Source organism: Herbaspirillum sp. Her2, from assembly GCF_057961375.1.
Window position 1 is genome coordinate 5025441 of record NZ_CM176331.1, and the last position, 24870, is coordinate 5050310.

The window sequence follows — 24870 nt, forward strand, 5'->3', positions numbered from 1 at the left end:
CGGCCGAAACCTTCAGGTTTCGGCCGGATTGGCCTGTGGATAAGTCTGGAAGTAGCGTGTTGACGGGCTTTTTCCTTCATATCGCCCTTAACCACCCCCGAGTTGGAGTTGTCCACAGGGCGCGCGGCCCGAGACCCTTACTTCTTGATCTTGACCGGCCGCTGCCATCCCGCCAGCGACAGCTGCTTGGCGCGCGACAAGGTCAGCTGATCGGCCGGGGCATCCTTGGTCAGCGTGGTACCGGCACCGATGGTGGCCCCCTTGCCCACGCGCACCGGCGCGACCAGCTGGGTGTCGCTGCCGATGAAGGCGCCGTCTTCGATGATGGTGCGGAATTTGTTGGCACCGTCGTAGTTGCAGGTGATCACGCCGGCCCCGACGTTGACGCCGCTGCCCACATCCGCATCGCCCACGTAGGCCAGGTGATTGGCCTTGCTGCCCACGCCCACGTTGCTGTTCTTGACCTCGACGAAGTTGCCGATGTGCACATCCTGCGCCAGTTCGGTGCCGGGTCGCAGGCGTGCGTAAGGACCGATCTGGCCGCCCGAACCGACCACGGCGTCCTCGATGTGGGTGAAGGGCTTGATGGCCACGCCGGCACCGATGCGGGCATTGCGGATCACGCAGTGGGCTCCGATGCTGCTGCCTTCGCCAATGCTGACCTGGCCTTCGAAAACGCAATTGACGTCGATGCTCACATCGCGCCCGCATTCCAGCGAGCCGCGTACATCGATGCGCGCCGGGTCGGCCAGCGTGACGCCCTTCTCCAGCAGGCCATGAGCGATGTTGCGCTGGTGCACGCGCTCCAGCTCGGCCAGTTGCACCTTGCTGTTCACGCCCAGGGTTTCGGCCACGTCATCGGGCTGGGCCGAGACGACTTCCACACCATCGGCCACGGCGGCCGCGATCACGTCGGTCAGGTAGTACTCGCCCTGCGCGTTGTTGTTGGAGAGCTTCGCAAGCCACTGGCGCAGGCGCGCCGTGGGCGCGACGATGATGCCGGTGTTGACTTCGCGGATGGCGCGTTCGGCCTCGCTGGCATCCTTCTGCTCGACGATGCGCTTGATCTGGCCGTCTTCGCGCACGATGCGGCCATAGCCGGTGGGGTTGTCCAGGGTCACGGTCAGCACGCCCAGCTTGTCCTGGCCGGCCGCATCCAGCAGGCGCTGCAGCGAGGCGGCCGTGGTCAGCGGTACATCGCCATACAGCACCAGCGTGGGCGCGCCATCATCGAGATGCGGCACGGCCTGCATGACGGCGTGGCCGGTGCCCAGTTGCGGTTCCTGCAGGGCAAACGAGAGCCCCTGGCCGGCGAAGGCCTTGGGCACGGCATCGCCGCCGTGGCCGTAGATCACGCACAGTTGCGTCGGTGCCAGCTGGCGTGCGGTATCGATGACATGGCCCAGCAGGGGTTTGCCGGCGAGCGGATGCAAGACCTTGGGCAGCGCGGATTGCATGCGTTTGCCCATGCCGGCGGCGAGGATGACGATGTTCATGAGTGGCAGCGAAGAGGAGCGAAGAAAAGCCAAAAGTCTAGCACGCGCCCCCTGCGCGCCAGCATCCCCATCGCTGCGCATCGTCGCAAAAGAGGAAGTTGAGGGGCCTTTGGCGGTTTACTCCGGTCTTTATGCGCACGGCTCCCCCTTACCATGTCAAGCTGCACAGTCTCGCCCGCGCATTGCGACTGCCCACGTCTGCAGGAGGCTGTAGCGATGCGAGCGGGCAGCCGACTGATGAACTGACAGAACCAATAGAACCAATAGAACCAATAATGACAACCGGTCCGGCCCAGCCCGACCCTTCCTGGAAAGTGCATGAAGATTCTTCTGTTGAACGATGAGTTCTACACCACCGGTGCCAGCACCGCGATGCTGCGTCTGGCCGAGCGGCTGGTGCAGAACCATGAGGTGTCGGTCCTGCCGCGTATCGATGGCCAGGGTGAAGTGCGCAAGCAGTTCGAGGCGATGGGCGTGCCCATCGTCAAGGACCTGGCAGGCGATCCCGACGTGATCGTGTCCAACTGCATCCTCTCGGGGGCGCTGGTGGGAGAGATGGCGCCACGCTGCCCGGTGATCTGGTGGATCCACGAAGCCGAGATCGGACGCGACCTGCTGCTGCGCTATCCCAACATGGCGCAGGGTTTCAAGAGCGCCTCGCACATCGTCTTCCAGACCGAATTCCAGCGCCTGGTCTATGGCAGCTTCCTGTTCGACAGCCCGGCCATGGTGCACGTGCTGCCATTCTGGAACGACGCCATCTACCGCCAGCAAGACCTGCAACCCAAGCCCAAGGACAAGAAGCGCATCGTCTGCATCGGCACCATCGAGCCGCGCAAGCGCATGGAAGACACCATCATGGCCGTCAATGCCATGAGCAGCGACCAGCGTGCGGGCATCGAGGTGGTCTTCATCGGCAAGTACCTGCAGCTGGGCGAGGGCGCGCGCAAGCTCTCCGAAGCGCTGCCGGAACGCTATCGCTTCCTGGGCGAGCAGCCCAACGAGGAAGCCCTGCGCTACCTGGCCTCGGCGGATGCCTACGTGCTGGCCAGCTCCAGCGAATCACAGCCGCTGACCATCTGGGAATCCTTCGAACTGGATGTGCCGGTCTGCCTCTCCGATCTGGAGACCTATCGCCACATCGGTCTCAAGCATGGCGTCAACGCCCTGATGCATCCGGTCGGCAACATCGATCTGCTGTGCTCCAACCTGCAGACGGTGCTGCACAACGAGGATGTGCGCCGCCGCGTCACGCGTGCCGGCAAGAGCCTGCTGCTGAAGAATCTCACGCGGGAATGGTCGGACGAATTCGAACGCCTGATCCTGCGTACCCAGACCATGGCTGAAATCAGAAAGATGGGATATTGAACAAAGCCCTCGCCGGTATAGATCCGGCGGGGGCTAGTCCCTTGCGGACTTAGTTCAGGCTTTGATAGAAGGCAATCTGGTTTTCCGAGAGCGTGCGCAGGTCCTCGTTGTTGAGGTAACCCGCGTACCACTGCGCCGTCAGTTCCAGCGCGGTGTAGAGCTCCATCTTCGGAATCCAGTCCAGGCGCTGGCGCACCTTGGAAATATCCAGGCGCAGCAGGGCGGCCTCGTGCGGTCCGTTGGCCTGGGTTTCCAGGCGCACTTCCACCTGGCCCGCGTCATTCTTCTGCAGCGAATGATTGAAGGTGGCGCACAGCTGGCTCACGGTCTGCAGGTCGGTATCGGCCGGCCCGAAATTCCATCCTTCGGCAAACGCACCGCCCTGCTCGTAGAGCAGCTGGGCAATCTGCAGGTAGCCCGACAGCGGCTCCAGCACGAACTGCCACGGGCGTACCGCGTGCGGATTGCGGATCACGACCGGCTCTTCCTTTTCCAGGGCGCGCACGAAATCGGGAATCAGGCGATCGGCCGCGAAGTCGCCGCCACCGATCACGTTGCCGGCGCGCACGCTGGCGATGCCGACGGTGTTGTCGGGATTGCTGGCAAAGAAGGAGCGGCGATAGGCGGAAGTCACCAGTTCAGCGGCGCCCTTGCTGCTGCTGTAGGGATCGTGGCCGCCCATGGGATCGTCTTCGCGATAGCCCCACAGCCACTCGCGGTTCTCGTAGCACTTGTCGCTGGTGACCACCACTACCGAACGCACGCTGGGCGTATGGCGTACGGCTTCCAGCAGGTGCACGGTGCCCATGACATTGGTGGCGTAGGTATCGACCGGCGTGGCATAGGAGTCGCGCACCAGCGGCTGGGCCGCCAGGTGGAACACCACATCGGGCTGCACGGCAGCCAGCGTCTCGGCCAGGTGATGCGGATCGCGCACGTCGCCGATGGTGGTCTGCACACAGTTCTGCAAGCGCGCCAGATGGAACAGGCTGGGATTGGTCGGTGCCGGCAACGCGTAGCCGCTCACCTTGGCCCCCATCAGGTGCAGCCACAGGGTCAGCCAGCTTCCCTTGAAGCCGGTGTGACCGGTGATGAAAACGCGCTTGTCGCGCCAAAAGTTAGCCATCAGGCAGCCTCATACACGGTATGGCAGAGAGTCGTTCGGGGTGCAGAGGCATGACGGCGGCAAGCCGTTCAATCACGCGGATGGCGATACCACGCAGGCCGGCCGTGACACTGGCCGACACCACGTTTCCCTGCGAAACCACGACTGCATGGTTATGTATTTTCTTTCCCTGGCAAAGCGGCCTCGCGGCACGCCATTGCGATGGGACAGATTAGAACATGCGTGTTTTCGCCTTCAAGCGTGGAAGAGGAGGGTATTTGATGCCCAATCCCCGACTATAGCCATATGACAACAAAAATTTACTTTTGCATCAGCCTGCGGGAATCGGCAATGGGCGCGAAAGCCGCGCCACAAGGGCATTTCCTACGGATGAGGTGGAACGCAGTGTCTCGCCGGACTAAGGTTTTGCGAGACGCCACAATGAGCCGCAGCGTCTCGTGTGCTCAGACCAGATTGATGACGGACTGGCCCTGGTCCAGTTTGTCGTCGCGGTCGAACAGGGTATCGCCCTGCGCTTCCTTGCCGGCCCCGGCGGTGAAATGCGTGAAGTCGAACAGGCTGCGGTCCAGCATGTGGGACGGCGTGATGTTGGCCATGGCGGTGAACATGCTCTTGATCCACAAGGGATTGGTCTTTTCCCACTGGTTGAGCATCTCGCGCATGGCCTGGCGTTGCAGGTTGGGCTGCGAGCCGCACAGGTTGCAGGGGATGATGGGGAATTCCATGGCGGCCGCATACTTCTTGATGTCCGGCTCGCGCACGTAGGCCAGCGGGCGGATCACCACGTTCTCGCCATCGTCGGCGATCAGCTTGGGCGGCATGGTCTTGATCTTGCCGCCGTAGAACATGTTGAGCATGAAGGTGTGCAGGATGTCATCGCGGTGATGGCCCAGCGCGATTTTGGTCGCACCCAGCTCCTTGGCCACCCGATACAGAATGCCGCGGCGCAGGCGCGAGCACAGCGAGCAGGTGGTTTTGCCCGGGGCGATCTTTTCCTTGACGATGCTGTAGGTGTCTTCTTCGACGATGCGATAGGGCACGCCGATGCGCTCGAAGTATTGCGGCAGGATGTGCTCGGGGAAGCCCGGCTGCTTCTGGTCCAGGTTCACGGCGATGATCTCGAACTTCACCGGGGCCACCGTCTGCAGGTAGCGCAGCGTGTCCAGCATGGTGTAGCTGTCGGCGCCGCCGGACATGCAGGCCATGATGACGTCGCCGTCGCGGATCATGTCGAAGTCGGCGATGGCGCGGCCGGTCAGGCGGCGGATGTTCTTTTCCAGCAGCTCGAAGCGGCGCGAACCGCGCGCGGTCACTTCAGGCTGGCCGCGTTCTTCCTGCGCCTGGGCGGCGGAGGCATCGAGGTCGGCGAGGTCGGACAGTTGCACTGCAGCGGCAATGTCGTTCATGGGGTATTCCTTCAATCGGTAGGCTGTTGCTGCCGGACGAGCAATGTTGCCGCTCCTCCTTATCCGGAGGGGACAGGGGCGGAAGGCTGCGTGCGGGCGGAGGACCGGCATTTTCTCATGCAGCGCCGGATCCTGCCATTTCTGCGTGGCTTGCCGTGGGGCAAGCGTCGCATGGATGCCTCATCACGGCCCTAATTCGGTCCTTATTCAGCCATTACTCGGCCTCATTTGTCGGCTTGCAGCGCGCCCAGTTCGTGCCGCGTGCGGATCTGGCGGATCGCCGCCACCAGGAAATCGATGAAGGCCGCTACCGCCGGCGGCAGCTTGCGCCCGGCCATGGTCTGGACCTGCAGGGTGCGCTGGTGCAGTTCGCTCTCGGCCATCGGCACCAGGGCCATGGCATCTTCTTCGGCGCGTTCCTGCACGGTCAGGAAGCCGCCCAGCGCCACCGTATCCGGCGAGCGGGCGGTGAAACGGTAGACCGCGCCCAGCGAATGGCTGGTAAAGACCGGCGCGAACAGCAGGCCGCGCATGCCGCAGGCGATGTCGAACAGCTGGCGCACCGTGGAGCCCTGTTCGGGCAGGGCCAGCGGGTAAGGTGAAAGATCGTTCAAGGACAGCAGCTTGCGCGCGGCCAGCGGGTGGTCGCGCCGCATCAATGCGAAGATGGGTCCCGATTCGCGGTAGGCGATATTGAGCCCTTCCACCGGGCCCAGGCTGTAGGTGACCGAGATATCGGCCTCGCCATCGATGACCATCTGCGAAGCCTTGGCCGCGCCGACCACGTTGAGCTTGAACTGCATGCCCGGATATTGCTCGCGGAAGTGCGCCATCACATTGGGCAGCAGGTCCCAGGCAAAACCCTCCGAACAGGCCAGCGTGACCACGCTCTGGCCGACCGCGTGCAGTCCTTTCACCTCTGCCATCACCTGTTCCACCTCCAGCAGGTTGCGCCGCGCGAAAGCCATCAGCACTTCGCCGGCGGGCGTGAGCACCATGCCGCGCGCGCGGCGCTCGAAGAGCGGCACGCCGGTTTCTTCTTCCATCTTGGCGATCTGGCGGCTCACCGCCGAGACGGCCACGTGCAGCCGTTCGGCGGCAGCCGTCAGGGAGCCGGTGCGGCCGACCTGGTAGAAATAGCGGAGCGCGGTACTTTGCATGGCAGAAGTGGCTTTCTGAATTCGGCAATCAATGAAGAGAAACCTTGCAAAGCTGCGCAAGGCCATCCTGGTGCGCGCGGATGAAGATGCACGAAATCACCGCGTTGAGGCGCAATTCATGCACGTTTCTTGGGCTGGAACGCGCTGAAAAACACGATAAATCATTTTGCCAATTTGCGAAAGCAGCGTTTTAAAAATTGACATTGTTGGAAATCACATCGGCTCCTAGAATCGTCTCCAATGACAGTTCACCCGGAGTCCTCCATGTCCCGCAGCACCGCCCTTCGCCTGGCCGCCGAGTATTTTGATTCGGGCCGTTTCCAGCGTGACCTGCAACGCCGCATCGCGCTGCCGACCGAAAGCCAGAACGCCGCACGTGCCGATGAACTGGCCGCCTACCTGCGCGAAGAGATCGCACCGGCGCTGGCCGCGCTGGGCTTCGAGACGCAGCAGATTGCCAATCCGGTGGAAGGCGCACCGCCGCTGCTGCTGGCGCGTCGCATCGAATCGGCGGACGCGGTGACGGTGCTCATGTATGGCCACGGCGATGTGGTCAACGGCCAGGAAGGCCGCTGGCAGCAGGACCGTTCGCCCTGGCAGCTGAGCCCCGATGGCGATCGCTGGTACGGGCGCGGTACCGCCGACAACAAGGGCCAGCACAGCATCAACCTGGGCGCGCTGGCCGCCGCCATCGAGGCGGCCGGGGGCAAGCTGGGCTGCAACCTGAAAATGATTTTCGAAATGGGCGAGGAAGTGGGCTCGCCCGGTCTCTACGAGGCCTGCCGCGATCACGCCGATTACCTGGAGGCGGACCTGTTCCTGGCCTCGGATGGCCCGCGCCTGGCGGCGTCCAGCCCGACGCTCTTCCTCGGCTCGCGCGGCGCGCTGCAGTTCAAGCTGGTGCTCGACACCGGCAACGGTGCACACCATGCCGGCAACTGGGGCGGCGTGCTGCGCAATCCGGCCACGGTGTTGGCCAATGCGGCGGCTTCGCTGGTGGATGGACGCGGCGTGATCCGCGTGCCGGGTATGCGTCCGCGCAACGTGAGCGAGCGGGTGCGGGCGCTGGTGCGCGACTTTGCGGTGGGCAGCGACGACGGTGATCCGGTACTCGATGCGCAGTGGGGCGAGCCCGGCCTGAGCGCCGGCGAGCGCCTGTTTGCCTGGAATACGCTGGAACTGATCGCCTTCGAGGCCGGCAATGCGCAGCGTCCGGTGGGGGCGATTCCGGCGCGGGCGCAGGCGGTGTTCCAGCTGCGCTTCGTGGTCGGCACGGTGTGGGAAGACGTGCAGCAGAGCCTGCGCCGCCATCTCGATGAACACGGCTATGCCGATGTGCAGATCGAGATCCAGGCCGCCGCGCCCGCCACGCGCCTCGATCCCGATGACGCCTGGGTGCGCCTGGCCACCGGTTCCCTGCAGGAGACCAGCGGCAAGCCCGTGACCATCCTGCCCAACCTGGGCGGCACCATCCCCAATCACTGCTTCTCGGAAGCGCTGGGTTTGCCCACGCTCTGGATGCCGCACTCCTATCCCTCCTGCTCGCAGCATGCGCCGGACGAACACCTGCTCGCCCCGGTAGCGCGCGAAGGCCTGCAACTGATGGCGGGCCTGCTGTGGGATATCGGCCAGCAGGGGCAGCAGGTGCGCCAGCAGCGGGCGCAGTCGGCAGTGGCCTGAGTTGAGGCCTTTTCCATTTTCAAGAACGCAAGCCAGCGCAGTCCATCTTCCAACGGGAACACGACCATGAACGCAGCGTCACCCTCGGCAACACCGGAAATTTCTTCAGCAGCAGAAGCCGCCCCCGCGCCCATGTCGGCCGCGCGTACGCGGCGATTGATCGTCGCCTCCTCCATCGGCAATGCGCTGGAGTGGTTCGACTTCGTGGCCTATGGTTTCTTTGCGGTGACCATCTCCAAACTGTTTTTCCCGACAGGCGACGAGACGGTCTCGCTACTGGTCACGTTTGCTACCTTCGGGCTGTCGTATCTGTTCCGTCCGCTGGGGGCGATCCTGCTGGGCTGGTATGGCGACAAGGTCGGCCGCAAGCCGGCGCTGCTGGTCTCGCTGTCGATGACGGTGGCCGGCACCTTGATCTGTACCGTGATCCCCACGTACGAGACTATCGGCGTGGCCGCGCCCATCGGTATCCTGGTGGCGCGCATCCTGCTGGCGCTGTCGGCCGGCGGCGAGTTCGGTTCGGCCACGGCCTTGCTGACCGAGACCGGCTCCAAGCGCCGCGCTTTCATGGCCAGCTGGCAATTCTCCAGCCAGGGCGCAGCGGCCCTGATGGCGGCACTGGCCGGTTTCCTGCTGAACCAGTGGCTCACGCCCGAGCAGATCACCGCCTGGGGCTGGCGCCTGCCGTTCGCCTTCGGCTTGCTGATCGCGCCGGTGGGTCTGTACATCCGCCGTCACATCGATGAAGTACCAATGGCCAAGAAGGCGCAAGTGGCCGGCGAGGACGATGCCAGCTGGGGCCTGCAGGTCACGCGGGTGCTGGTGGCCATGGGCATTCTCTCGGTCTCTACCGCCGCCACTTACCTGATGCTGCTGTACATGCCGACCTATGCCATCAAGCAGCTGCACCTGCCGCAGTCGACCGCGTTTGCGGCGGCCGCCGTGACCGGTGCCATTCTGATGATCGGCGCGCCTTTCATGGGCATGCTGGCCGACCGCGTGGGCCGTGCCCGCATCATGGTGGTGTCCACCGTGCTGACGCTGGCCACCATCTATGGCTCCTTCGTCTGGGTGATTGCCATGCCGACCGTGTGGGTGATGATGGCCATCATGATCTGGGCCGGCATCCTCAAGGCGGTCTATTTCGGTTCGCTGGGGGTGGTGCTGTCGTCGATCTTCCCGCCGGCCACACGGGTGCGCGGCATGGGGATCAGCTATAGCCTGGGAGCAACCATCTTCGGCGGCTTCACGCCCTTCATGGTGACCTGGCTGGTGGGCAAGACCGGCAATCCGGTGTCGCCCAGCTATTACCTGATGGTTTGCGCCGCGATCAGCCTGTTGTGCGTGAGCATCTACCACTTCCGCTTGAAAAAATACCTGTGAAAAAACGCACAGGGGGCACACGGGACGGGAATTTTTTCCCGTGCCGCGCTACCATGGCGGTCTTGCCGGACAAGCTGGACTGTGCCGGCATCGGCGTTTCCCCACATTGACGAGGTCCTCATGTTTTCGCATCTTCCGCCGTATGCCGGCGATCCCATCCTGAGCCTGATGGAACAATTCCAGCGCGACGAGCGCAGCAACAAGGTCAACCTGAGCATCGGCATCTACACCGATGGCCGTGGCGTGGTGCCGGTGCTGCCCTCCGTACGCACTGCCTCCGCTGCGGTGGCCGAGACCGGCGCGCCCTACGTCTACCTGCCCATGGAAGGCCATGCCGCCTACCGCCAGGCCGTGGCCAAGCTGCTCTTCGGTGCCGACCTGCCGTCGGCCGAGCACCTGGCCATCGTCCAGACCCTGGGCGGTTCGGGCGCATTGAAGGTCGGTGCCGACCTGATCGCGCGCTTCTTCCCGCAGCCCACCATCTGGCTGCCGGACCCGACCTGGGACAACCACGTCGGCATCTTCGAAGGCGCGGGCTTCAAGACCGAGCGTTATCCCTACTACGATGCCCAGACCAAGGGCCTCAATTTCAACGGCATGCTGGACAAGCTGCAAAGCCTGCCCAAGGGCGCCGTGGTGCTGCTGCACCCGTGCTGCCACAACCCGACCGGCGTCGACCCGACCCGTGCGCAGTGGGAGCAGATCATCGCCGTGGTCGAGCAGCGCGGCCTGCTGCCCTTCTTCGACCTGGCCTACCAGGGCTTTGCCGAAAGCCTGGACGACGACATCTGGCCGGTGCGCGAAGCGGTGCGTCGCCAGATTCCATTCTTCCTGTCGAACTCGTTCTCCAAGATCTTTTCGCTCTACAGCGAGCGCATCGGTGCCTTGTCGGTGTTCTGCCCGCACGCAGGCCAGGCCGCCAACGTGCTGGGCCAGCTGAAGCTGACCGTGCGCCGCAACTACTCCAGCCCCGCCCGCAACGGCGCGCTGCTGGTGGCGCATGTGCTGAACGACGACAAGCTGGCCACGCAATGGCGTGCCGAAGTCGAGGAGATGCGCGTGCGCGTGCGTGACATGCGCGTCAAGCTGGCCTCGCAATTGAAGAGCGCCGTGCCGGACCAGGACTTCTCCTTCCTGCTGCGCCAGAACGGCATGTTCGGCTACACCGGCCTGACCTCGGCCCAGGTCGATCGCCTGCGTGAAGAGTTCGGCGTCTATGCCGTGGGCACTGGCCGCATCTGCGTGGCGGGCCTGAACGACAGCAACGTTGCACGCGTGGCCGAGACCATGGCCGAGGTGCTGCGTGGCTGAAGTGGCAAGCAAGGCCGCCGTGTCGGCGGCCAACCTGCGCCACAAGAGCTATGAAGACGTGCTGGCCCTGGTGGCCGGTACGCTCTTCGTCTCGCTGGCGGTGAACATGTACAGCCAGGTGGGCCTGTTGACCGGCAGCACCGCCGGCCTGGCCTTCCTGACGCATTACCTGACGGGCCTGCCGTTTGGCGTGGTGTTCTTCACCATCAACATCCCGTTCTACTATTTCGCGTTTCGCCGCATGGGCTTGCGCTTCACCGGCAAGACCTTCTGTGCGGTGGCGCTGGTGTCGGGCTTCTCGCTGATGCATCCGCATTTCATCGGTTATGCCAAGCTGGACCTGTTCTACAGCGCGGTGCTGGGTGGACTGTTGATGGGGGTGGGTTTCGTGATGCTGTTTCGCCATGGTGCCAGCCTGGGGGGCATCAATGTGGTGACGCTGTTCCTGCAAGACCGCTACGGCCTGCGCGCCGGCAAGCTGCAGATGGGCGTGGATGTGGTGATCGTGCTGTGTTCGCTGTTCGTGGTGACGCCGCGCGTGCTGCTGGCGTCCATCCTCGGGGCGGTGACGGCCAATCTGGTGATTGCCTTTAATCACCGGGCGGGCAGGTATATGGGAATGTAAGAAGGGCAGGCGGGATCGCCTGGCTGGAATGAATGCCGTTCAGTGCAGACTGGACGGCATTTTTTTTAGTTCTGGGTTAGTTCACACTTGCAACAATCCCGGATCAGGCTCCAGATCATTGCGCGAGAGACCGCGCGCTTCCATCACGTGCAGCAGGAAGTCGATTGGATCGGGATCATCGATGGCAAAGTGCGCACGTTCGTAATCGGCGATCAGGAGGGTGAGCGCATCGAGCTGGTCGGCTTGCTCCGACTCGGCGGGCGCGTCCCACAGGCGTTCCGCTTCGGCCAGCGCGGCGTGGTAATCCTTGCGGGTGCGTATCAGTTTGAATTGCATGCCGTGCTCCTTCCGAGTGCTTCCACATTGAACCGATCTTGCGTTGCGTTTTACGCGCAAGCATCCGAGCCGGCAATCGTCGCTTTGGGAAAAATGAAGGTCCAAAAAACAAAACCCCGCATCAAGCGGGGTCTGCAGGAAACAGCAGTCTGGCCGATGTGGATCAAGCCTTGATCCTGAAAGTCTCCACCCCCACCGAATCACAATCCGGATACACATCCGGCTTCTCGGTGGACACCCGCACCGCGCGCACCTTGGGGTGGGCCAGCATGGCGGTCATGACGTCGTCGCACAGGGTTTCCTGCAGGTGGATGTGGCCGCGCGCCATGCGTTCGGCGATGGTGGAGCGGATGAAGTCGTAGTCCACCACTTCGTCCAGGTGGTCGGCCGTCGGGGTGGTCTCGGCCAGCGGGACGTAGAGGTCGACGTTGATCAGGATGCGCTGCTCACCCTTCTTTTCGAACTCGTGCACGCCGATGTTGATGAACACCTCGTAGTTGCGCAGGAACAGGCGGCGGCAATCTTGCAGGGAAGGATGGGAGAGAAAGAGCATGATCAGAAAAAATTAAGGTTATTTCGCCACGAACATGACGTCGCGCGAAAGGGGAAGCAAATGCTGGCCGCCATCGACCAGCAGGGTAGTACCCGTGACGGCCCGCGCCGAAGCGACGTAGCAGACCGCAGCGGCAATGTCCTCGGGCGTGCTGCCACGGCCCAGGGGGGTGACCGTGTGCGCCTTGTCGAACTGGTCCTCGGTCTGGTCGCCCGAGACCATGGTCAGCCCGGGTGCCACGCCGACTACCCGCACCTTGGGCGCCAGTGCCTGTGCCAGCAGCGTGGTAGCGCTGTGCAGGGCGGCCTTGGAAAGGGTGTAGGACAGGAAGTCAGGATTGGGATTGTACAGTTTCTGGTCCAGCAGGTTGATGACCACGGCCTGCTGGCCCTCCGGCGTGGCCTCGAACAAGGCCTGCGCCAGCAGCACGGGCGCGCCGACGTTGGCGCTCATGTGGCGCAGCAGGCGGTCATTGCCGAAGCTGGCGGCGTCATCGTAATCGAACAGCGAGGCGTTGTTGACCACGCAGGTGATGCGTCCCAGCGGCGCGGCCTGGGGCAGCAGGGAACGGACCTGGGCTTCGTCGCCCAGTTCGCCCTGCACCGCCAGGGCGCGGCGGCCCAGGGCTTCGATCTCGCGCACCAGCGTGTCGGCTTCCTCGCGCGAACGGTTGTAGTGGACCGCCACGTCCCAGCCCGCGCGGGCCAGAGCCAGCGCGATGTGACGGCCGATGCGGCGTGCGGCGCCCGTAACCAGTGCTATACCTGCAGAAGAGGGTGATGTCATGTTCCCGGTTTCCATTCGTCGATACAATACGGCCCATGCAACTGCAACTACCCGAACCCGGCGCTGACGCACAGTCCGCCTCGCATTCCCTCCAGCACCTGATCGCCGGCGAGATCGCCGCATCCGGCGGCTGGATCTCCTTCGAACGTTACATGGAACTGGCCCTGTATGCGCCGCAGGTCGGCTATTACAGCGGGGGTTCTTCCAAACTGGGCAAGGAGGGCGATTTTACAACCGCCCCGGAAATCTCGCCGCTGTACGGCGCGACCCTGGCCCACCTGGCCGCCGAAGTGATCGCGGCCAGCCCGCAGGTGGCCAATGTGCTGCTGGAATTCGGTGCCGGCACCGGCAAGCTGGCGCGCGACATCCTCACCGAATTGCAGTCGCGCGAGGCGCTGCCCGAGAAATATTTCATCGTGGAAATCTCGGCCCAGCTGCGCGCCCGCCAGCAGGAAACCCTGGCCGCTTTCGCGCCGCTGGTGGAATGGCTCGATGCCCTGCCGGAAACTTTCTCGGGTGTGGTGGTCGGCAATGAAGTGCTCGATGCCATGCCGGTGCGCCTGGCCATCAAGGCCGAAGAGGGCTGGCAGGAACGCGGCGTCACGGTCGATGCCACGGGCCGCCTGCAGTTTGCGGACCGCACCGTGAGCGATCTGCCGGTGGCGCAGATTCCCGAGGCCGAACCCTTGCCGGCCGGTTACCTGACCGAGCTGTCGCCGGTAGCCATCGGCTTCATGCGCACCCTGGGCCGCATGCTGGCCAGTGGTCCCGGTGCCTTGGCGATCCTTCCGGATTACGGATTCCCCGCCGCGGAATACTACCTGCCCGACCGCGACCAGGGCACGCTGATGTGCCACTACCGCCATCATGCCCACACCGATCCTTTCTACTGGCCGGGTTTGCAGGACATCACCGCGCACGTGGATTTCACGGCGATGGCGGTGGCGGCAGTAGAGGAGGGCGCGGAGGTGCTGGCCTATACCAGCCAGGGCGCCTTCCTGCTCAATGCCGGTATCGGCGAGCTGCTGCTGCGCACCTCGCCCGAGGACAGCCTGCGCTACCTGCCGTTGGCCAACGGCATGCAGAAACTGATTTCCCCGGCCGAGATGGGCGAGCTCTTCAAGGTGCTGGCCATTGGCAAGAACGTCGAATGGCCGGCCCGCATGCTGCGCCACGACCGCACCCATCGCCTGTGAGGAGCCGCGCATGATTCGCTGGATCGTTGTCATCTTCCTCTCGGTCATCGTGTTCTCGACCTTGTTGCCCTGGCTGGAAAAACTGGGCATCGGCCGCTTGCCGGGAGACTTGCGTTTCCGCTTGTTCGGCCGCATCTTTTCGCTGCCCTTCGCCTCGACCATCCTCATTTCGGTGGTGGTGTTCCTGCTGGCGAAGATCCTCTGAGTCCGATCAGGAGTAGTCAACATGCGCGTATTGCTGGTGGAAGACGATCCCATGGTGGGCGAGGCCGTGCGCAAGGGTTTGCGCCAGGATGGCTTCACCATCGACTGGGTGCAGGATGGCAAGTCGGCCGACGTGGCCCTGCGCACCGAGGACTACGCCATGCTGCTGCTGGACCTGGGCCTGCCGCAGAAGGATGGCCTGGCCGTGCTGCGCACCCTGCGTGAACGCGGCAGCGCCATTCCCGTGCTCATCACCACGGCACGCGATGCCGTGGCCGACCGCGTGGCCGGGCTCGATGCCGGTGCCGACGATTACCTCATCAAGCCCTTCGACCTGGAAGAACTGTCGGCCCGCATGCGCGCCCTTTCGCGCCGCCAGGCCGGACGCGCCGAAAGCCTGGTGCAGGTGCGCGAAGTGGTGTTGAATCCGGCCACGCATGAAGTGACCGTGGGCGGCAAGCCGGTCAATTTGTCGGCGCGCGAATTCGCGCTGCTGCACGCCTTCATGGACCGTCCGGGGGTGGTGCTCTCGCGCGCCCAGCTGGAAGAAAAACTTTACGGCTGGGATGACAGCATCGAGAGCAATGCCGTCGAAGTGCACATCCACGCGCTGCGCAAGAAGGTCGGCAGCGACTTCATCAAGAACGTGCGCGGCGTGGGCTACCTGGTGCCGGCATGAAATCGATCCGCAACAAGCTGCTGCTGTGGCTGGGACTGGGGCTGTTCTCCATCATCGTGCTGGCCGGCGTGGCGCTGTACTTCCAGGCGCGCGGCGAAGCCAACCAGATCTTCGATTACCAGATGCGCCAGATCGCGGCCTCGCTGCCGCGCCAGGCTTTCTCGCCGATTTCGCCGGGGCAGCAGTTCCCCGAGCTGGAGGACGAGATCATGATGCAGATCTGGGACAGCCGTGGCTCGGTCATCTATCACTCCCATGCACGCGGGGCCATGCCGCGCCAGGCTGAACTGGGCTTTGCCAACGTGCGCGGACCCAATGGCATGTGGCGCGTCTACAGCGCCCAGATCGGCAGTACCGTGGTGCAGGTGGCGCAGCCCCAGAGCGCGCGCGACGAGATCGCCGCGCAGATGGCGGTCAAGACGGTGGTGCCCTTGCTGTTACTGTTTCCGCTGATCGGTGTGCTGTCGTGGGTGGCGGTCAGCCGGGGGCTGGCCCCGGTGCGCAAGGCCGCCGCCGAAGTGGCGGCACGCGACATGAACTCGTTGCAGCCGCTGTCGGATGTGGGCATGCCGCAGGAAATCCAGCCGCTCACGCATGCCTTGAATGACCTGCTGGCACGGCTCAAACACGCCACGGAAACGCAGCGTGCCTTCGTCGCCGATGCGGCGCATGAACTGCGCACACCGCTGACGGCCTTGCGCCTGCAGGCGCAACTGGCTGAGCGCGCCACCGACGAACAGGAGCGGCGCGCCGCCTTTGCCGATCTCAAGAACGGGCTGGAGCGCGCCACCCATCTGGTGCACCAGCTGCTCACGCTGGCGCGCCAGGAGCCCGATGCGATGGGCTTTGCGGAGGTCGACCTGCGTGCGCTGCTGGGCAGTGTCGTGGGCGACTTGTCCTCGGTGGCCGATCATGGCGGCATCGATCTCGGGCTGTCGGACCAGGGCGATGATGGCCGTCCGGTGCGCGTGCAGGGCAATGCCGATGCCTTGCGCATCCTCTTCAACAATCTGGTGGACAACGCCCTGCGCTATACCCCGGCGGGCGGCGTGGTCGATGTTGGCTTCGAATTTCCCGCTGCGGAAAGGTGTGCGGTGGTGATCCAGGACAGTGGCCCCGGTATCGCCGAGAGCGAGTTGCCGCGCGTCTTCGATCGCTTCTACCGGGCCCAGCGCGCGCAGGAACAGGGCTCCTCACGCGGTGCCTTCGGCAGCGGCCTGGGGCTGGCCATCGTGCGCCAGATCGCCGACCTGCACCGGGTGCCGGTGGAATTGCGCAATACCGGGCGCGGCTTGCAGGCGCGCGTGGTCTTCACGCTGTTGCCGGCCTGAATCGCTTGCCGGATGGCGTTTTCGGAGCATTAAGCGCGGATTAATGCTCAATTTTCCAGCCTTAAGTTTGTCTTAATTTTCACTGCTTAATCTTCACTCCAACGGTTGAGGCCCAACGGCCCCGACCCTCGATATCCCGTTCGATCAAGGAGAAGAAGATGAGCCGTCGCATCGTTTTTGTTCGTAACACGTTGGCTGTGATGATTGCCGCGGTGGTTGGCGGCAGCTACGTCTATTTTCGTGGTGCCGACCTGCCGTCGGCGCACGCGGCCGCGCTCAACGCCCCGCTGGTGGCGTCCAATACCGCGCCCGCTGCCCCGGCCGGACCGGTGGTCGCGGCGGCGACCGATTTCTCGGGCATCGTCCAGCGTTACGGCCCGGCGGTGGTCAACATCAGCGTCACCGGCAAGGCCCGCAAGGTCGCCGATGACGACGACAATGGCCTCGATCCGAACGATCCCTTCTCCGAATTCTTCAAGCGCTTCGGTCCGCAACTGCAGATGCCGCAGCAGCCTCGCATCATGCACGGCCTCGGCTCCGGTTTCATCATCTCGTCCGATGGCCTGATCCTGACCAATGCCCACGTGGTCGATGGCGCCCAGGAAGTGGTGGTCAAGCTGACCGACCGCCGCGAGTTCAAGGCCAAGGTGCTGGGCATCGACAAGCAGAGTGACATCGCCGTCATCCGCATCGATGCCAAGAACCTGCCCACGGTGCAGATCGGCGATCCTTCCCGCGTGAAGGTCGGCCAGCCGGTGCTGGCCATCGGCTCGCCCTACGGCTTCGACAACACGGCCACCGCCGGCATCATCAGCGCCAAGTCGCGCAGCCTGCCGGATGACAACTACGTGCCCTTCATCCAGACCGACGTGGCCGTCAATCCGGGCAACTCCGGTGGCCCGCTGTTCGACCTGAATGGCCAGGTGATCGGCATCAACTCGCAGATCTACAGCCAGACCGGCGGCTTCCAGGGCCTGTCGTTCTCCATCCCCATCGATGTGGCGATGAAGGTCGAGCAGCAACTGGTCACGCACGGCAAGGTGACGCGTGGCCGCCTGGGCGTCTCGGTGCAGGACCTGAACCAGGCCTTGTCCGAATCCTTTGGCTTGAAGAAGGCTGAGGGCGCGCTGGTCAGTTCGGTGGAAAAGGGCAGCCCGGCGGACAAGGCCGGCTTGCAGGCGGGTGACGTGATCCTGAGCTTCGATGGCCACGCCATCGATCATTCGGTCGACTTGCCTACGCTGGTGGCCGATACCGCGCCGGGGTCCAGCAAGCCCATCCAGGTCATGCGCGGTGGCAAGGTCGTGACCATGAACGTGACCGTGGGCGAGATGAAGCAGGCCAAGAATGAGGCCAAGCCCGGCAAGTCCGATGACCAGGGTCGCCTGGGGCTGGCGGTGCGTCCGCTGGACAAGGATGAGCAGGCCCAGATCGGTGGCCAGAAAGGCTTGCTGGTGGAAGACGCCAGCGGTCCGGCCGCAGTGGCCGGCATCCAGAGCGGCGACGTGATCCTGGCGCTCAACGGCACGCCCGTTTCCAGTGTGGCGCAACTGCGCAAGCTGGCCAGCGAGGCAGGCAAGAACGTCGCGCTGCTGGTGGAACGCGGTGACGAAAAGATCTTCGTGCCGCTGGCCTTGAATTGAACTAAATCGTTTAAATGATTTGGATGATTTGCATGAGTTGCGGTACTGACGTCTTCAAGTCTTGAGGTTTTGCAGTGAGTAGTACCGGTGAGCAGTAAGTAGCAAGCAGTGAGTAGTAAGTGGTAAGCAGTAAGCAGTGAGGGATTTGGCCGGATGTGCGCAAGCGTGTCCGGCCTTTTTTTTATTCTTCCGCTGCCGGTTTGGCGGGCGCGGGTTTTTCGCGCCACTGGTCGTGCGAGTGATCGCGCTGCATGGCTTCGCGATCCCCGGCGAACATGGCCTGCAATTCTTCGCGTGCCTGCACTGCCATGGACACCATCTGCGCCTGGTCCTTGTAGTGCGGGTAGAGCGCTGCCAGAGTTTTGAGATTGTGAGAGCGGAATTTCATCGCGGCTTCACGCGCACGATAGGCGCCGAAGTCCAGCTGCTGCAGCACTTGCCGGCCCATGTGCAGGGCGCTTTCGAAGGTCTCGCGCTCCAGCACCGTGACGCCGCGATCCATCAGGTCGTAGTAGTGCGTGACGTTGCGCGCACGGGCGGCGATCTGCAGGTGCGGGAATTCCTCACGCACTTTTTCCACCATGTCCAGCGCGGCTTGCGCATCGTCGATGGCGATCACCAGGACCTTGGCCTTGTCGGCACCGGCGGTGCGCAGCAGGTCGATGCGGGTGGCGTCGCCATAGAACACCTTGAAGCCGAACTTGCGCAGGAAATCGATCTGGTCCGGATCGTGATCCAGCACCGTGGCACCGATGTCATTGGCCGCCAGCAGACGGCCCACGATCTGGCCGAAGCGGCCGAAGCCGGCGATGATGACCTGGTTGTCCTGTGGTCCGATCTTGTCTTCGGGGCGGCGCTTGCCGCCTTCCAGCCAGCGCACCAGCAGGCGGTCATGCACCAGCAAGAGCAGGGGCGTGATCAGCATCGACAGCGCCACCACGACGACCAGCATGGACGAGATCTCGGGCGTCAACACTTTGGCGGTGACGGCGGCACCGAAGACGATGAAGGCGAACTCCCCGCCCTGCGAGAGCAGGAAAGCGAAGAACAATTGCTGCCCGCGCGGAATGCCGAAGCAGCGCCCGAGGAACCACATCACGCCGGTCTTGATGGTCAGGAAGCCCGCCACCATGCCGAGGATGCGCCAGGGCTGGGCGAGGAAGACGCCGAAGTCCACCGACATGCCCACGGCAATGAAGAACAGGCCCAGCAGCAAGCCCTTGAAGGGCTCCAGGTCGCTTTCCAGCGCATGGCGGTATTCGGAATCGGCCAGCAGCACGCCGGCCAGGAAGGTGCCCAGCGCCATCGACATGCCTACCGATTGCATCAGCAGGCAGGTGGAGATCACCAGCAGCAGGGCGAAGGCGATGAAGATCTCGCGCATGTCGGTCTTGGCGATGATGCGCAGGATGGGGCGGATCAGCACCCGTCCGCCGAAGATCAGCAGGGCGATCACCAGCGCCACCTGGCCCGCATGCAGCCAGCCCTGCCCGCTGCCCTGGCTGGCCGCCACACCCAGCAGGGGCACGGCGGCCATCATGGGGATGGCGGCGATGTCCTGGAACAGCAGGATGGAAAAGCCCGCCGCACCGGCCGGTGTGGCCGTGAGCTTGCGCTCGCCCAGCGTGGCCAGGGCGATGGCGGTGGAGGAGAGCGACATGCCCAGCGCACCGATGAGCCCGATGCGCCACGGCACGCCCGCGGCCAGCGCCGCAGCGAAGAGCGCCAGTGACACCGCCGCCACCTGCACGCTGCCCCAGCCGAAGATGGAGCGGCGCAGTGCCCACAAGCGCTTGGGATCGAGTTCGAGGCCGATCAGGAACAGCAGCAGCACCACGCCGAATTCGGAGAATTCGAGGATGTGCTTGACCTCGGTGATGAGGCCCAGTCCCCACGGGCCGATGACGATGCCGGCCAGCAGGTAGCCCAGCACGGCACCCAGCCCCAGGCGTTTGGCGATGGGCACGGCGGCCACTGCCGCCAGCAGGTAGACGAGGGCGATCAGCAGTTGTTCATCCATGGCGGGGTCCGGTCAGTTGGTCAGTTGGTCAGTTGAAAGGGGAGGGCGCAGTGATGTGCGAGGATTAGTGAGAAATCCGATGCGTGGCTCATGCCTGCAAGCCTTCCAGGTAGCGTTCCACATGGCGCTGGAACTCGACCGGCGGTACGTGGTGCGCACCATGCAGGATCAGCGGTTCCACCCACTGCATGCCGCACAGGCGCGCGGTCTGTTGATATGGCGGCAGGAAATCGGCAAAGGGATGGCCGTGGCGGCCCGTGCTCTGGTAGGACGCCGTCTCTCCGCCGGTCGAGGCCACCAGCCAGAAACGCTTGCCTTCCAGCGCATGGCCATCGTGGCCGAAGGCCCAGCCGCGCGCCAGCACGCGGTCCAGCCATTCCTTCTGCAGGGCCGGCATGCTGTACCAGTGGATGGGATGCTGCATCACGACCAGCTCGGCCTGGCTCAGCAGTTGCTGCTCGTGTTCGACGTCGATGTGGAAATCGGGATAGTGCTCGTAGAGATCATGCACGGTCACGTCGGGCAGGCGGGCGGCGGCTTCCAGCATCAGGCGATTGGTGCGCGAGAGCTCGGCAGCGGGATGGGCGTACAGGATCAGGACCTTGGACATGTGTCGGCGCGGGCAATGTGGGTGGTGGGCAGAGGGAACGATGGCCTCCGGTGCAAATGGCCGGAACATGCATGGCCTTGGCGCTGTCTGCCCTTGCAAGGGAGAGGAGTGTGCCACGAAAGGGCGCTGGCCGGCTTGGATGAAACTGCTTGCAGGCGGCGCCGTCCGCAGGTGTCCAAAGCCGGGCAATGCGAATATACTCAGCCACTCCCCGGGCCCGTCGCGCCATTGACGGCTTGCATGCCGCCGCTGGTACTCGCCGCAGTTCATTTCATCTGATTACTTATTGCAGCCATGTCCGACATCCAAGATTCCGAAGCCAATTTGCCGCCAGACCGCTCCCCGGGCGCGGTCCCGGCCAAGCCAGTGTCTGCCGACGCGTCCGGTACGCCGGCCGCATCACAGAATCCTGCCCAGCCCGCCGCTGCACCTGCTACCACCGTGGTAGCAGCTCCGGCAGCCTCTCCGGCGGTGCCGGCCGTTGAAGCCGTGACGCCGCCGGCCCAGCCGGGCGCGCAGCCCGCCACCGAGGCCGCCCACGGCCAGACGGCGGACCAGGCGCAGCAGCGCATCTATACCTCGCTGCCGCCGCCTCCGCATCACGCGGGCGATGCACCCTGGGCGCAGACCTGGCGCTTCCTGACGGCGCGCCTGCGCCAGCTGTCGGACAAGGCCGGCCGGCGCGTCATGCAGCGCACGCTCAAGATCGGCGTATCGGCCCGCATCTTCCATCCCGAGAGCGGTGCCAAGGGCTTGCGCAGCAAGACCCTGCAGTATCTGGAAGAGTCGATCGCGCAATGGGTGATGTCGCGCGACGTGCTGGTCTTCATGATCCCCACCGTCAATACCAATGGCCTGGTCCACCCGAGCAATATTCGCCTGCGCGACTATGCCAAGCATCTGGATGGCCTGGTGCTGCAGGGCGGGGCCGACGTCTCGCCGCAGAGCTACGCGCAAGCGGCGACCCGCCCCGAATGGAGCGGCGACCGCGTGCGCGACATGTACGAGCTGGAACTGCTGCATGAATTCATCGAGGCCGGCAAGCCCGTGCTGGGCATCTGCCGTGGCTGCCAGCTGATCAACGTGGCTTTCGGCGGCACGCTCTACCAGGACATTGCTACCGATGTGCCGACCGCCATCCCGCACGTCAACGAGCAGTACGACAGCAATTATCACGCGCTGCATTTCCCGCAGGGTTCGTCGCTGGCCGGCATGGTCAAGACCGAGAACGCCATCGTCAATTCCATCCACCACCAGGCCGTGCACAACCTCGGGCGCGACCTGTCGGTGGAGGCCGTCTCGGGGCCGGACCAGATCGTTGAAGCCATCCGCTACCGCAAGGCGCCGTTCGTGATGGGCTTGCAGTGGCACCCGGAATTCCACCGCGCGGGCGGTCCGGAGCTGCTGGACTGCACGCCGATCCTGGACAGTTTCCTGCGGGCAGCGCGCGAAACACGTTTCTGATCCCGCGCGATTGGCCGGAACCTAAGCCCGCCAGCGTCATCGAACCCTCTTTGCGCTGGCGCAAGCCAATTGCATCGCCTCTGCAGCATGGCTGCAATGCGCTACCCGCCTCGTTGCGGACTCTGTAGAATCAAACGGTCGTCGCAATGCAGCACCTCTTCAGGTGCGGCGTTCAGGGTGCGGCGACTTGCTAGTCTTTTCCATCACCGGCAAAAAAGGAGAATTTACATGCCTCAATCCCCCGCACTGAAGACCGTTCGCAATGACATGAAGACGCTGGTCAAGGACGCCCAGGCATTGTTCGCCGAAGCTGCCGCCGCCACCGGCGAGAAGGCCGACGAGCTGCGCGCGCGTGGCCTGACCCTGCTGGAAGCCGCTGCCGAAGCCGCCCAGACCGCTCAAGCCGCCGCCATCGAGAAGGGCAAGGAAGTCGCCGCCAAGACCGACGACTACGTCCACGAGAATCCGTGGCGTGCCGTGGCCATCTCGGCAGGCCTGGGCCTGCTGGTCGGCCTGGTCATCGGCCGCAGCAAGTAAGCGCCGCCCCGATGGCGACGCCCCACAAGGAAGGCCCGGCCGCACCTGCCGCGCATGCCGCCAACCCCGGCTTGACGGCGGGCCTGCTGGGCCTGGCCAAGAACCTGCTGGGCCTCATCATCAGCCGCATCGAACTGGCTTCGCTGGAGATGTCGGAGATCGGGGCCAATCTGGTCCGTTTCGCCGTCATCTTCGTGCTGGCCGCGGTCGCGTTGTGGTTCGCCATCGCCTTCTGGTCGGTGCTGGTGGTCATGCTGGCCTGGGATACCTGGGGCTGGAAGATCCTGGCCCTGCTGGGTTTCGTGTTCAGCGTGGCAACCGTGGGTCTGGTGTATTACGCCAGGTCGGTGCTGATGCAGGGCAAGCTGTCGCTGCCGCAGACCATGTCCGAGCTGCGCAAGGACCGCGATGCGCTGTTGTGATGAGACTGTCTGCACGTGAAGTCTGCGGCAATTTTCCTAGTTCAATGAGGACTGCATGAGCGATCAGGACCAGGGCATGACCCATGAGGAACGCAAGCGCAAGGTGCTGGCGCAAGGCGCGTTGTACCGGCTGGGCGTGATGGAAGCGCGTGAAGTCGTGCGCGAGAATCTCAGCGCCGAGTCGCTGGCCAAGGGTGCCTTGAGCCGCGTGGGCCATTTTGCCGCCTCGCTGTTCGGCGGCGGCAGGACGGTGCAATCGATCAAATCCCTGAAGTCGCTCAGCGGCGGACTGGGCAACCTGAATCTGCAGACGGTGACGCCGCTGCTGATGACCGGTGCCTCGCTGCTGTCACGCCGCTGGCTGCGCAAGCCGCTGATGATGGGCGGCGTGATTGCAGCCGTGGGCGGGCTGGCGTATTACTTCAGCCAGCGCGGCGGCAGCCGGGACCCATCGGATGCGTCCGATACGGCTGCATTGCAAGGGCCACCGGAGCCGGATTGAGGGCTTCGGGGTGATCCATGATGTTCCTGCAAAGGCATCCGGTTTTCCGGGTGCCTTTGTCATTCATGGATAGCGTTTTGGCAAGCGCGGCAGGAACATATCCGCCCCGATACGCTCTGAAGGACACCGGCCCATGGCCTGGACAACAAGACTGACAAGGCAAGAAAGGACATGACATGAAGAAAATTTCAATCGCAGCGATCGCCGGCGTGCTGGCGCTCTCCGGCTGTGCCGACATGAGCCCGACCCAGCGTGGCACGGCCACCGGTGCGGGTATCGGTGCCGGCCTGGGCGGCATCATCGGTGCAGCTACCGGCGGTGGCGGTGGCGGACGTGCGCTGGGTGGTGCGGCCATCGGCGGCGCCATTGGTGCGGTGGCCGGCAACATCTGGTCCAACCGCATGGAAAACCAGAAGCGCGCCATGGAACAGGCTACCCAGGGCACCGGCGTGCAGGTCACGCAGACTGCCGACAACCGTCTGAAACTGGAAATCCCCAGCGACATCTCCTTCGATACCGGCCGTGCCGACATCAAGCCGGAGATGCGCCCGGTGCTGGATCGTTTCGCCGCCACCCTGGTGGAGAACCCGGCCACCACCGTGACCATCGTCGGCCACACCGACAACACCGGCAGCGATGCCATCAACGACCCGCTGTCGCAGCAGCGCGCGGCGCGCACCCGCGATTACCTGACGACGCGCGGCGTGGCCGCCAACCGCTTCAACATCTCGGGCCGTGGTTCGCATGAGCCGCTGGTCCCCAACACCAGCGATGCCAACCGCGCCAAGAACCGCCGCGTGGAAATCTTCGTGGCCGAGCAGCAGGCTGCAGCACCGGCACAGCAGCAGGCACCGGCGGGTTATGCACCGGGCAACTACCCGCCGCCGCCTCCACCCCAGCGGTATTGAGGCGATATGAAGCTTTCTCCGATGCGCCCGGCATGAGGGCGCATCCGGAGGGGCTGGAATAGGGCGCAGGGGCTTTTGGCTCCGCTTGTACGTGAATGAAATTGAAAAATCCCCGAATTTCGCT

General features: G+C 64.2%; 24 protein-coding genes. 15 read left to right on the forward strand and 9 right to left on the reverse strand.

The window, feature by feature from the left end:
• Positions 1 to 137: 137 nt before the first annotated feature.
• Positions 138 to 1496: a bifunctional UDP-N-acetylglucosamine diphosphorylase/glucosamine-1-phosphate N-acetyltransferase GlmU gene (glmU, locus tag ACWHXP_RS22775; protein WP_286865194.1), complete on the reverse strand. Its 1359-nt coding sequence runs from the start codon at positions 1494 to 1496 to the stop codon at positions 138 to 140.
• 318 nt (positions 1497 to 1814) lie between these two features.
• On the opposite strand from glmU, the gene ACWHXP_RS22780 reads away from it, so the two are divergent.
• Positions 1815 to 2864, forward strand: coding sequence for a glycosyltransferase family 4 protein (locus tag ACWHXP_RS22780; protein ID WP_034332253.1), 1050 nt, complete (start codon positions 1815 to 1817; stop codon positions 2862 to 2864).
• Positions 2865 to 2913: 49 nt separating this feature from the next.
• Here ACWHXP_RS22780 and rfbG read toward each other — a convergent pair whose 3' ends face one another.
• From rfbG to ACWHXP_RS22795, 3 genes are all read right to left on the reverse strand, one after another.
• Positions 2914 to 3990: a CDP-glucose 4,6-dehydratase gene (gene rfbG / locus ACWHXP_RS22785; protein WP_489624005.1), complete on the reverse strand. Its 1077-nt coding sequence runs from the start codon at positions 3988 to 3990 to the stop codon at positions 2914 to 2916.
• A 443-nt stretch (positions 3991 to 4433) separates the two neighbouring features.
• Positions 4434 to 5396 carry a tRNA 2-thiocytidine(32) synthetase TtcA gene (gene ttcA / locus ACWHXP_RS22790; RefSeq protein WP_209570032.1) on the reverse strand — a complete coding sequence of 321 codons (963 nt, stop codon included), beginning with the start codon at positions 5394 to 5396 and terminating at the stop codon, positions 4434 to 4436.
• A 224-nt stretch (positions 5397 to 5620) separates the two neighbouring features.
• Positions 5621 to 6556 (reverse strand): LysR family transcriptional regulator, encoded by a 936-nt coding sequence (locus ACWHXP_RS22795; protein WP_034332256.1) that lies wholly within the window; start codon positions 6554 to 6556, stop codon positions 5621 to 5623.
• Between the two features lie 264 nt (positions 6557 to 6820).
• Between ACWHXP_RS22795 and ACWHXP_RS22800 the strand changes: the two genes are divergently transcribed.
• From ACWHXP_RS22800 to ACWHXP_RS22815, 4 genes are all read left to right on the forward strand, one after another.
• Positions 6821 to 8236 (forward strand): M20 family metallopeptidase, encoded by a 1416-nt coding sequence (locus ACWHXP_RS22800; protein WP_276842108.1) that lies wholly within the window; start codon positions 6821 to 6823, stop codon positions 8234 to 8236.
• Between the two features lie 66 nt (positions 8237 to 8302).
• Positions 8303 to 9619, forward strand: coding sequence for an MFS transporter (locus tag ACWHXP_RS22805; protein ID WP_489634977.1), 1317 nt, complete (start codon positions 8303 to 8305; stop codon positions 9617 to 9619).
• A 120-nt stretch (positions 9620 to 9739) separates the two neighbouring features.
• Positions 9740 to 10930: an amino acid aminotransferase gene (locus ACWHXP_RS22810; protein ID WP_489634976.1), complete on the forward strand. Its 1191-nt coding sequence runs from the start codon at positions 9740 to 9742 to the stop codon at positions 10928 to 10930.
• The gene (locus ACWHXP_RS22815) at positions 10923 to 11555 is read left to right on the forward strand and encodes a YitT family protein (RefSeq protein WP_489634975.1); all 633 of its coding nucleotides are present in this window, start codon (positions 10923 to 10925) and stop codon (positions 11553 to 11555) included. Before ACWHXP_RS22810 ends, ACWHXP_RS22815 begins: the two co-directional genes overlap by 8 nt.
• Positions 11556 to 11636: 81 nt before the next feature.
• Here the strand turns inward: ACWHXP_RS22815 and ACWHXP_RS22820 are convergent, their stop codons facing one another.
• The 3 genes from ACWHXP_RS22820 to ACWHXP_RS22830 all read right to left on the reverse strand — a co-directional run bounded on the left by ACWHXP_RS22820 (position 11637) and on the right by ACWHXP_RS22830 (position 13230).
• Positions 11637 to 11891: a helix-turn-helix domain-containing protein gene (locus ACWHXP_RS22820; protein ID WP_243442982.1), complete on the reverse strand. Its 255-nt coding sequence runs from the start codon at positions 11889 to 11891 to the stop codon at positions 11637 to 11639.
• A gap of 163 nt (positions 11892 to 12054) precedes the next feature.
• Complete coding sequence (locus tag ACWHXP_RS22825) at positions 12055 to 12444, reverse strand: dihydroneopterin aldolase (protein WP_008333021.1); 390 nt, start codon at positions 12442 to 12444, stop codon at positions 12055 to 12057.
• 18 nt (positions 12445 to 12462) lie between these two features.
• Entirely contained in the window at positions 12463 to 13230 is a 768-nt protein-coding gene (locus ACWHXP_RS22830; RefSeq protein ID WP_034332262.1) for an SDR family oxidoreductase, read from the reverse strand.
• A gap of 35 nt (positions 13231 to 13265) precedes the next feature.
• Between ACWHXP_RS22830 and ACWHXP_RS22835 the strand changes: the two genes are divergently transcribed.
• From ACWHXP_RS22835 to ACWHXP_RS22855, 5 genes are all read left to right on the forward strand, one after another.
• Positions 13266 to 14426 carry a class I SAM-dependent methyltransferase gene (locus tag ACWHXP_RS22835; protein ID WP_343725638.1) on the forward strand — a complete coding sequence of 387 codons (1161 nt, stop codon included), beginning with the start codon at positions 13266 to 13268 and terminating at the stop codon, positions 14424 to 14426.
• 10 nt (positions 14427 to 14436) lie between these two features.
• Entirely contained in the window at positions 14437 to 14631 is a 195-nt protein-coding gene (locus ACWHXP_RS22840) for a DUF2905 domain-containing protein (protein WP_034332265.1), read from the forward strand.
• Between the two features lie 21 nt (positions 14632 to 14652).
• A complete protein-coding gene (locus ACWHXP_RS22845; protein WP_034332266.1) occupies positions 14653 to 15309 on the forward strand; it encodes a response regulator in 657 nt (218 codons plus the stop codon).
• The gene (locus ACWHXP_RS22850; RefSeq protein ID WP_489634974.1) at positions 15306 to 16640 is read left to right on the forward strand and encodes an ATP-binding protein; all 1335 of its coding nucleotides are present in this window, start codon (positions 15306 to 15308) and stop codon (positions 16638 to 16640) included. Before ACWHXP_RS22845 ends, ACWHXP_RS22850 begins: the two co-directional genes overlap by 4 nt.
• Positions 16641 to 16798: 158 nt before the next feature.
• Complete coding sequence (locus tag ACWHXP_RS22855; protein WP_489634973.1) at positions 16799 to 18283, forward strand: DegQ family serine endoprotease; 1485 nt, start codon at positions 16799 to 16801, stop codon at positions 18281 to 18283.
• A 181-nt stretch (positions 18284 to 18464) separates the two neighbouring features.
• Here the strand turns inward: ACWHXP_RS22855 and kefC are convergent, their stop codons facing one another.
• Entirely contained in the window at positions 18465 to 20303 is a 1839-nt protein-coding gene (kefC, locus tag ACWHXP_RS22860; protein WP_489634972.1) for a glutathione-regulated potassium-efflux system protein KefC, read from the reverse strand.
• Between the two features lie 88 nt (positions 20304 to 20391).
• Complete coding sequence (kefF, locus tag ACWHXP_RS22865) at positions 20392 to 20913, reverse strand: glutathione-regulated potassium-efflux system oxidoreductase KefF (protein WP_134223675.1); 522 nt, start codon at positions 20911 to 20913, stop codon at positions 20392 to 20394.
• Positions 20914 to 21207: 294 nt separating this feature from the next.
• Here kefF and ACWHXP_RS22870 point away from each other — a divergent pair, with 294 nt between their 5' ends.
• The 5 genes from ACWHXP_RS22870 to ACWHXP_RS22890 all read left to right on the forward strand — a co-directional run bounded on the left by ACWHXP_RS22870 (position 21208) and on the right by ACWHXP_RS22890 (position 24746).
• Positions 21208 to 22377, forward strand: coding sequence for a gamma-glutamyl-gamma-aminobutyrate hydrolase family protein (locus tag ACWHXP_RS22870; protein ID WP_039783471.1), 1170 nt, complete (start codon positions 21208 to 21210; stop codon positions 22375 to 22377).
• A gap of 228 nt (positions 22378 to 22605) precedes the next feature.
• Entirely contained in the window at positions 22606 to 22914 is a 309-nt protein-coding gene (locus ACWHXP_RS22875; protein WP_039783473.1) for an ElaB/YgaM/YqjD family protein, read from the forward strand.
• Between the two features lie 11 nt (positions 22915 to 22925).
• On the forward strand, positions 22926 to 23336 hold the full coding sequence (locus tag ACWHXP_RS22880; protein WP_039783474.1) for a phage holin family protein: 411 nt from the start codon (positions 22926 to 22928) through the stop codon (positions 23334 to 23336).
• A gap of 55 nt (positions 23337 to 23391) precedes the next feature.
• Positions 23392 to 23838 carry a hypothetical protein gene (locus tag ACWHXP_RS22885; RefSeq protein WP_489623997.1) on the forward strand — a complete coding sequence of 149 codons (447 nt, stop codon included), beginning with the start codon at positions 23392 to 23394 and terminating at the stop codon, positions 23836 to 23838.
• Positions 23839 to 24014: 176 nt separating this feature from the next.
• The gene (locus ACWHXP_RS22890) at positions 24015 to 24746 is read left to right on the forward strand and encodes a YiaD family glycine zipper/OmpA-like lipoprotein (RefSeq protein WP_121040799.1); all 732 of its coding nucleotides are present in this window, start codon (positions 24015 to 24017) and stop codon (positions 24744 to 24746) included.
• The last annotated feature ends 124 nt before the right edge of the window (positions 24747 to 24870 follow it).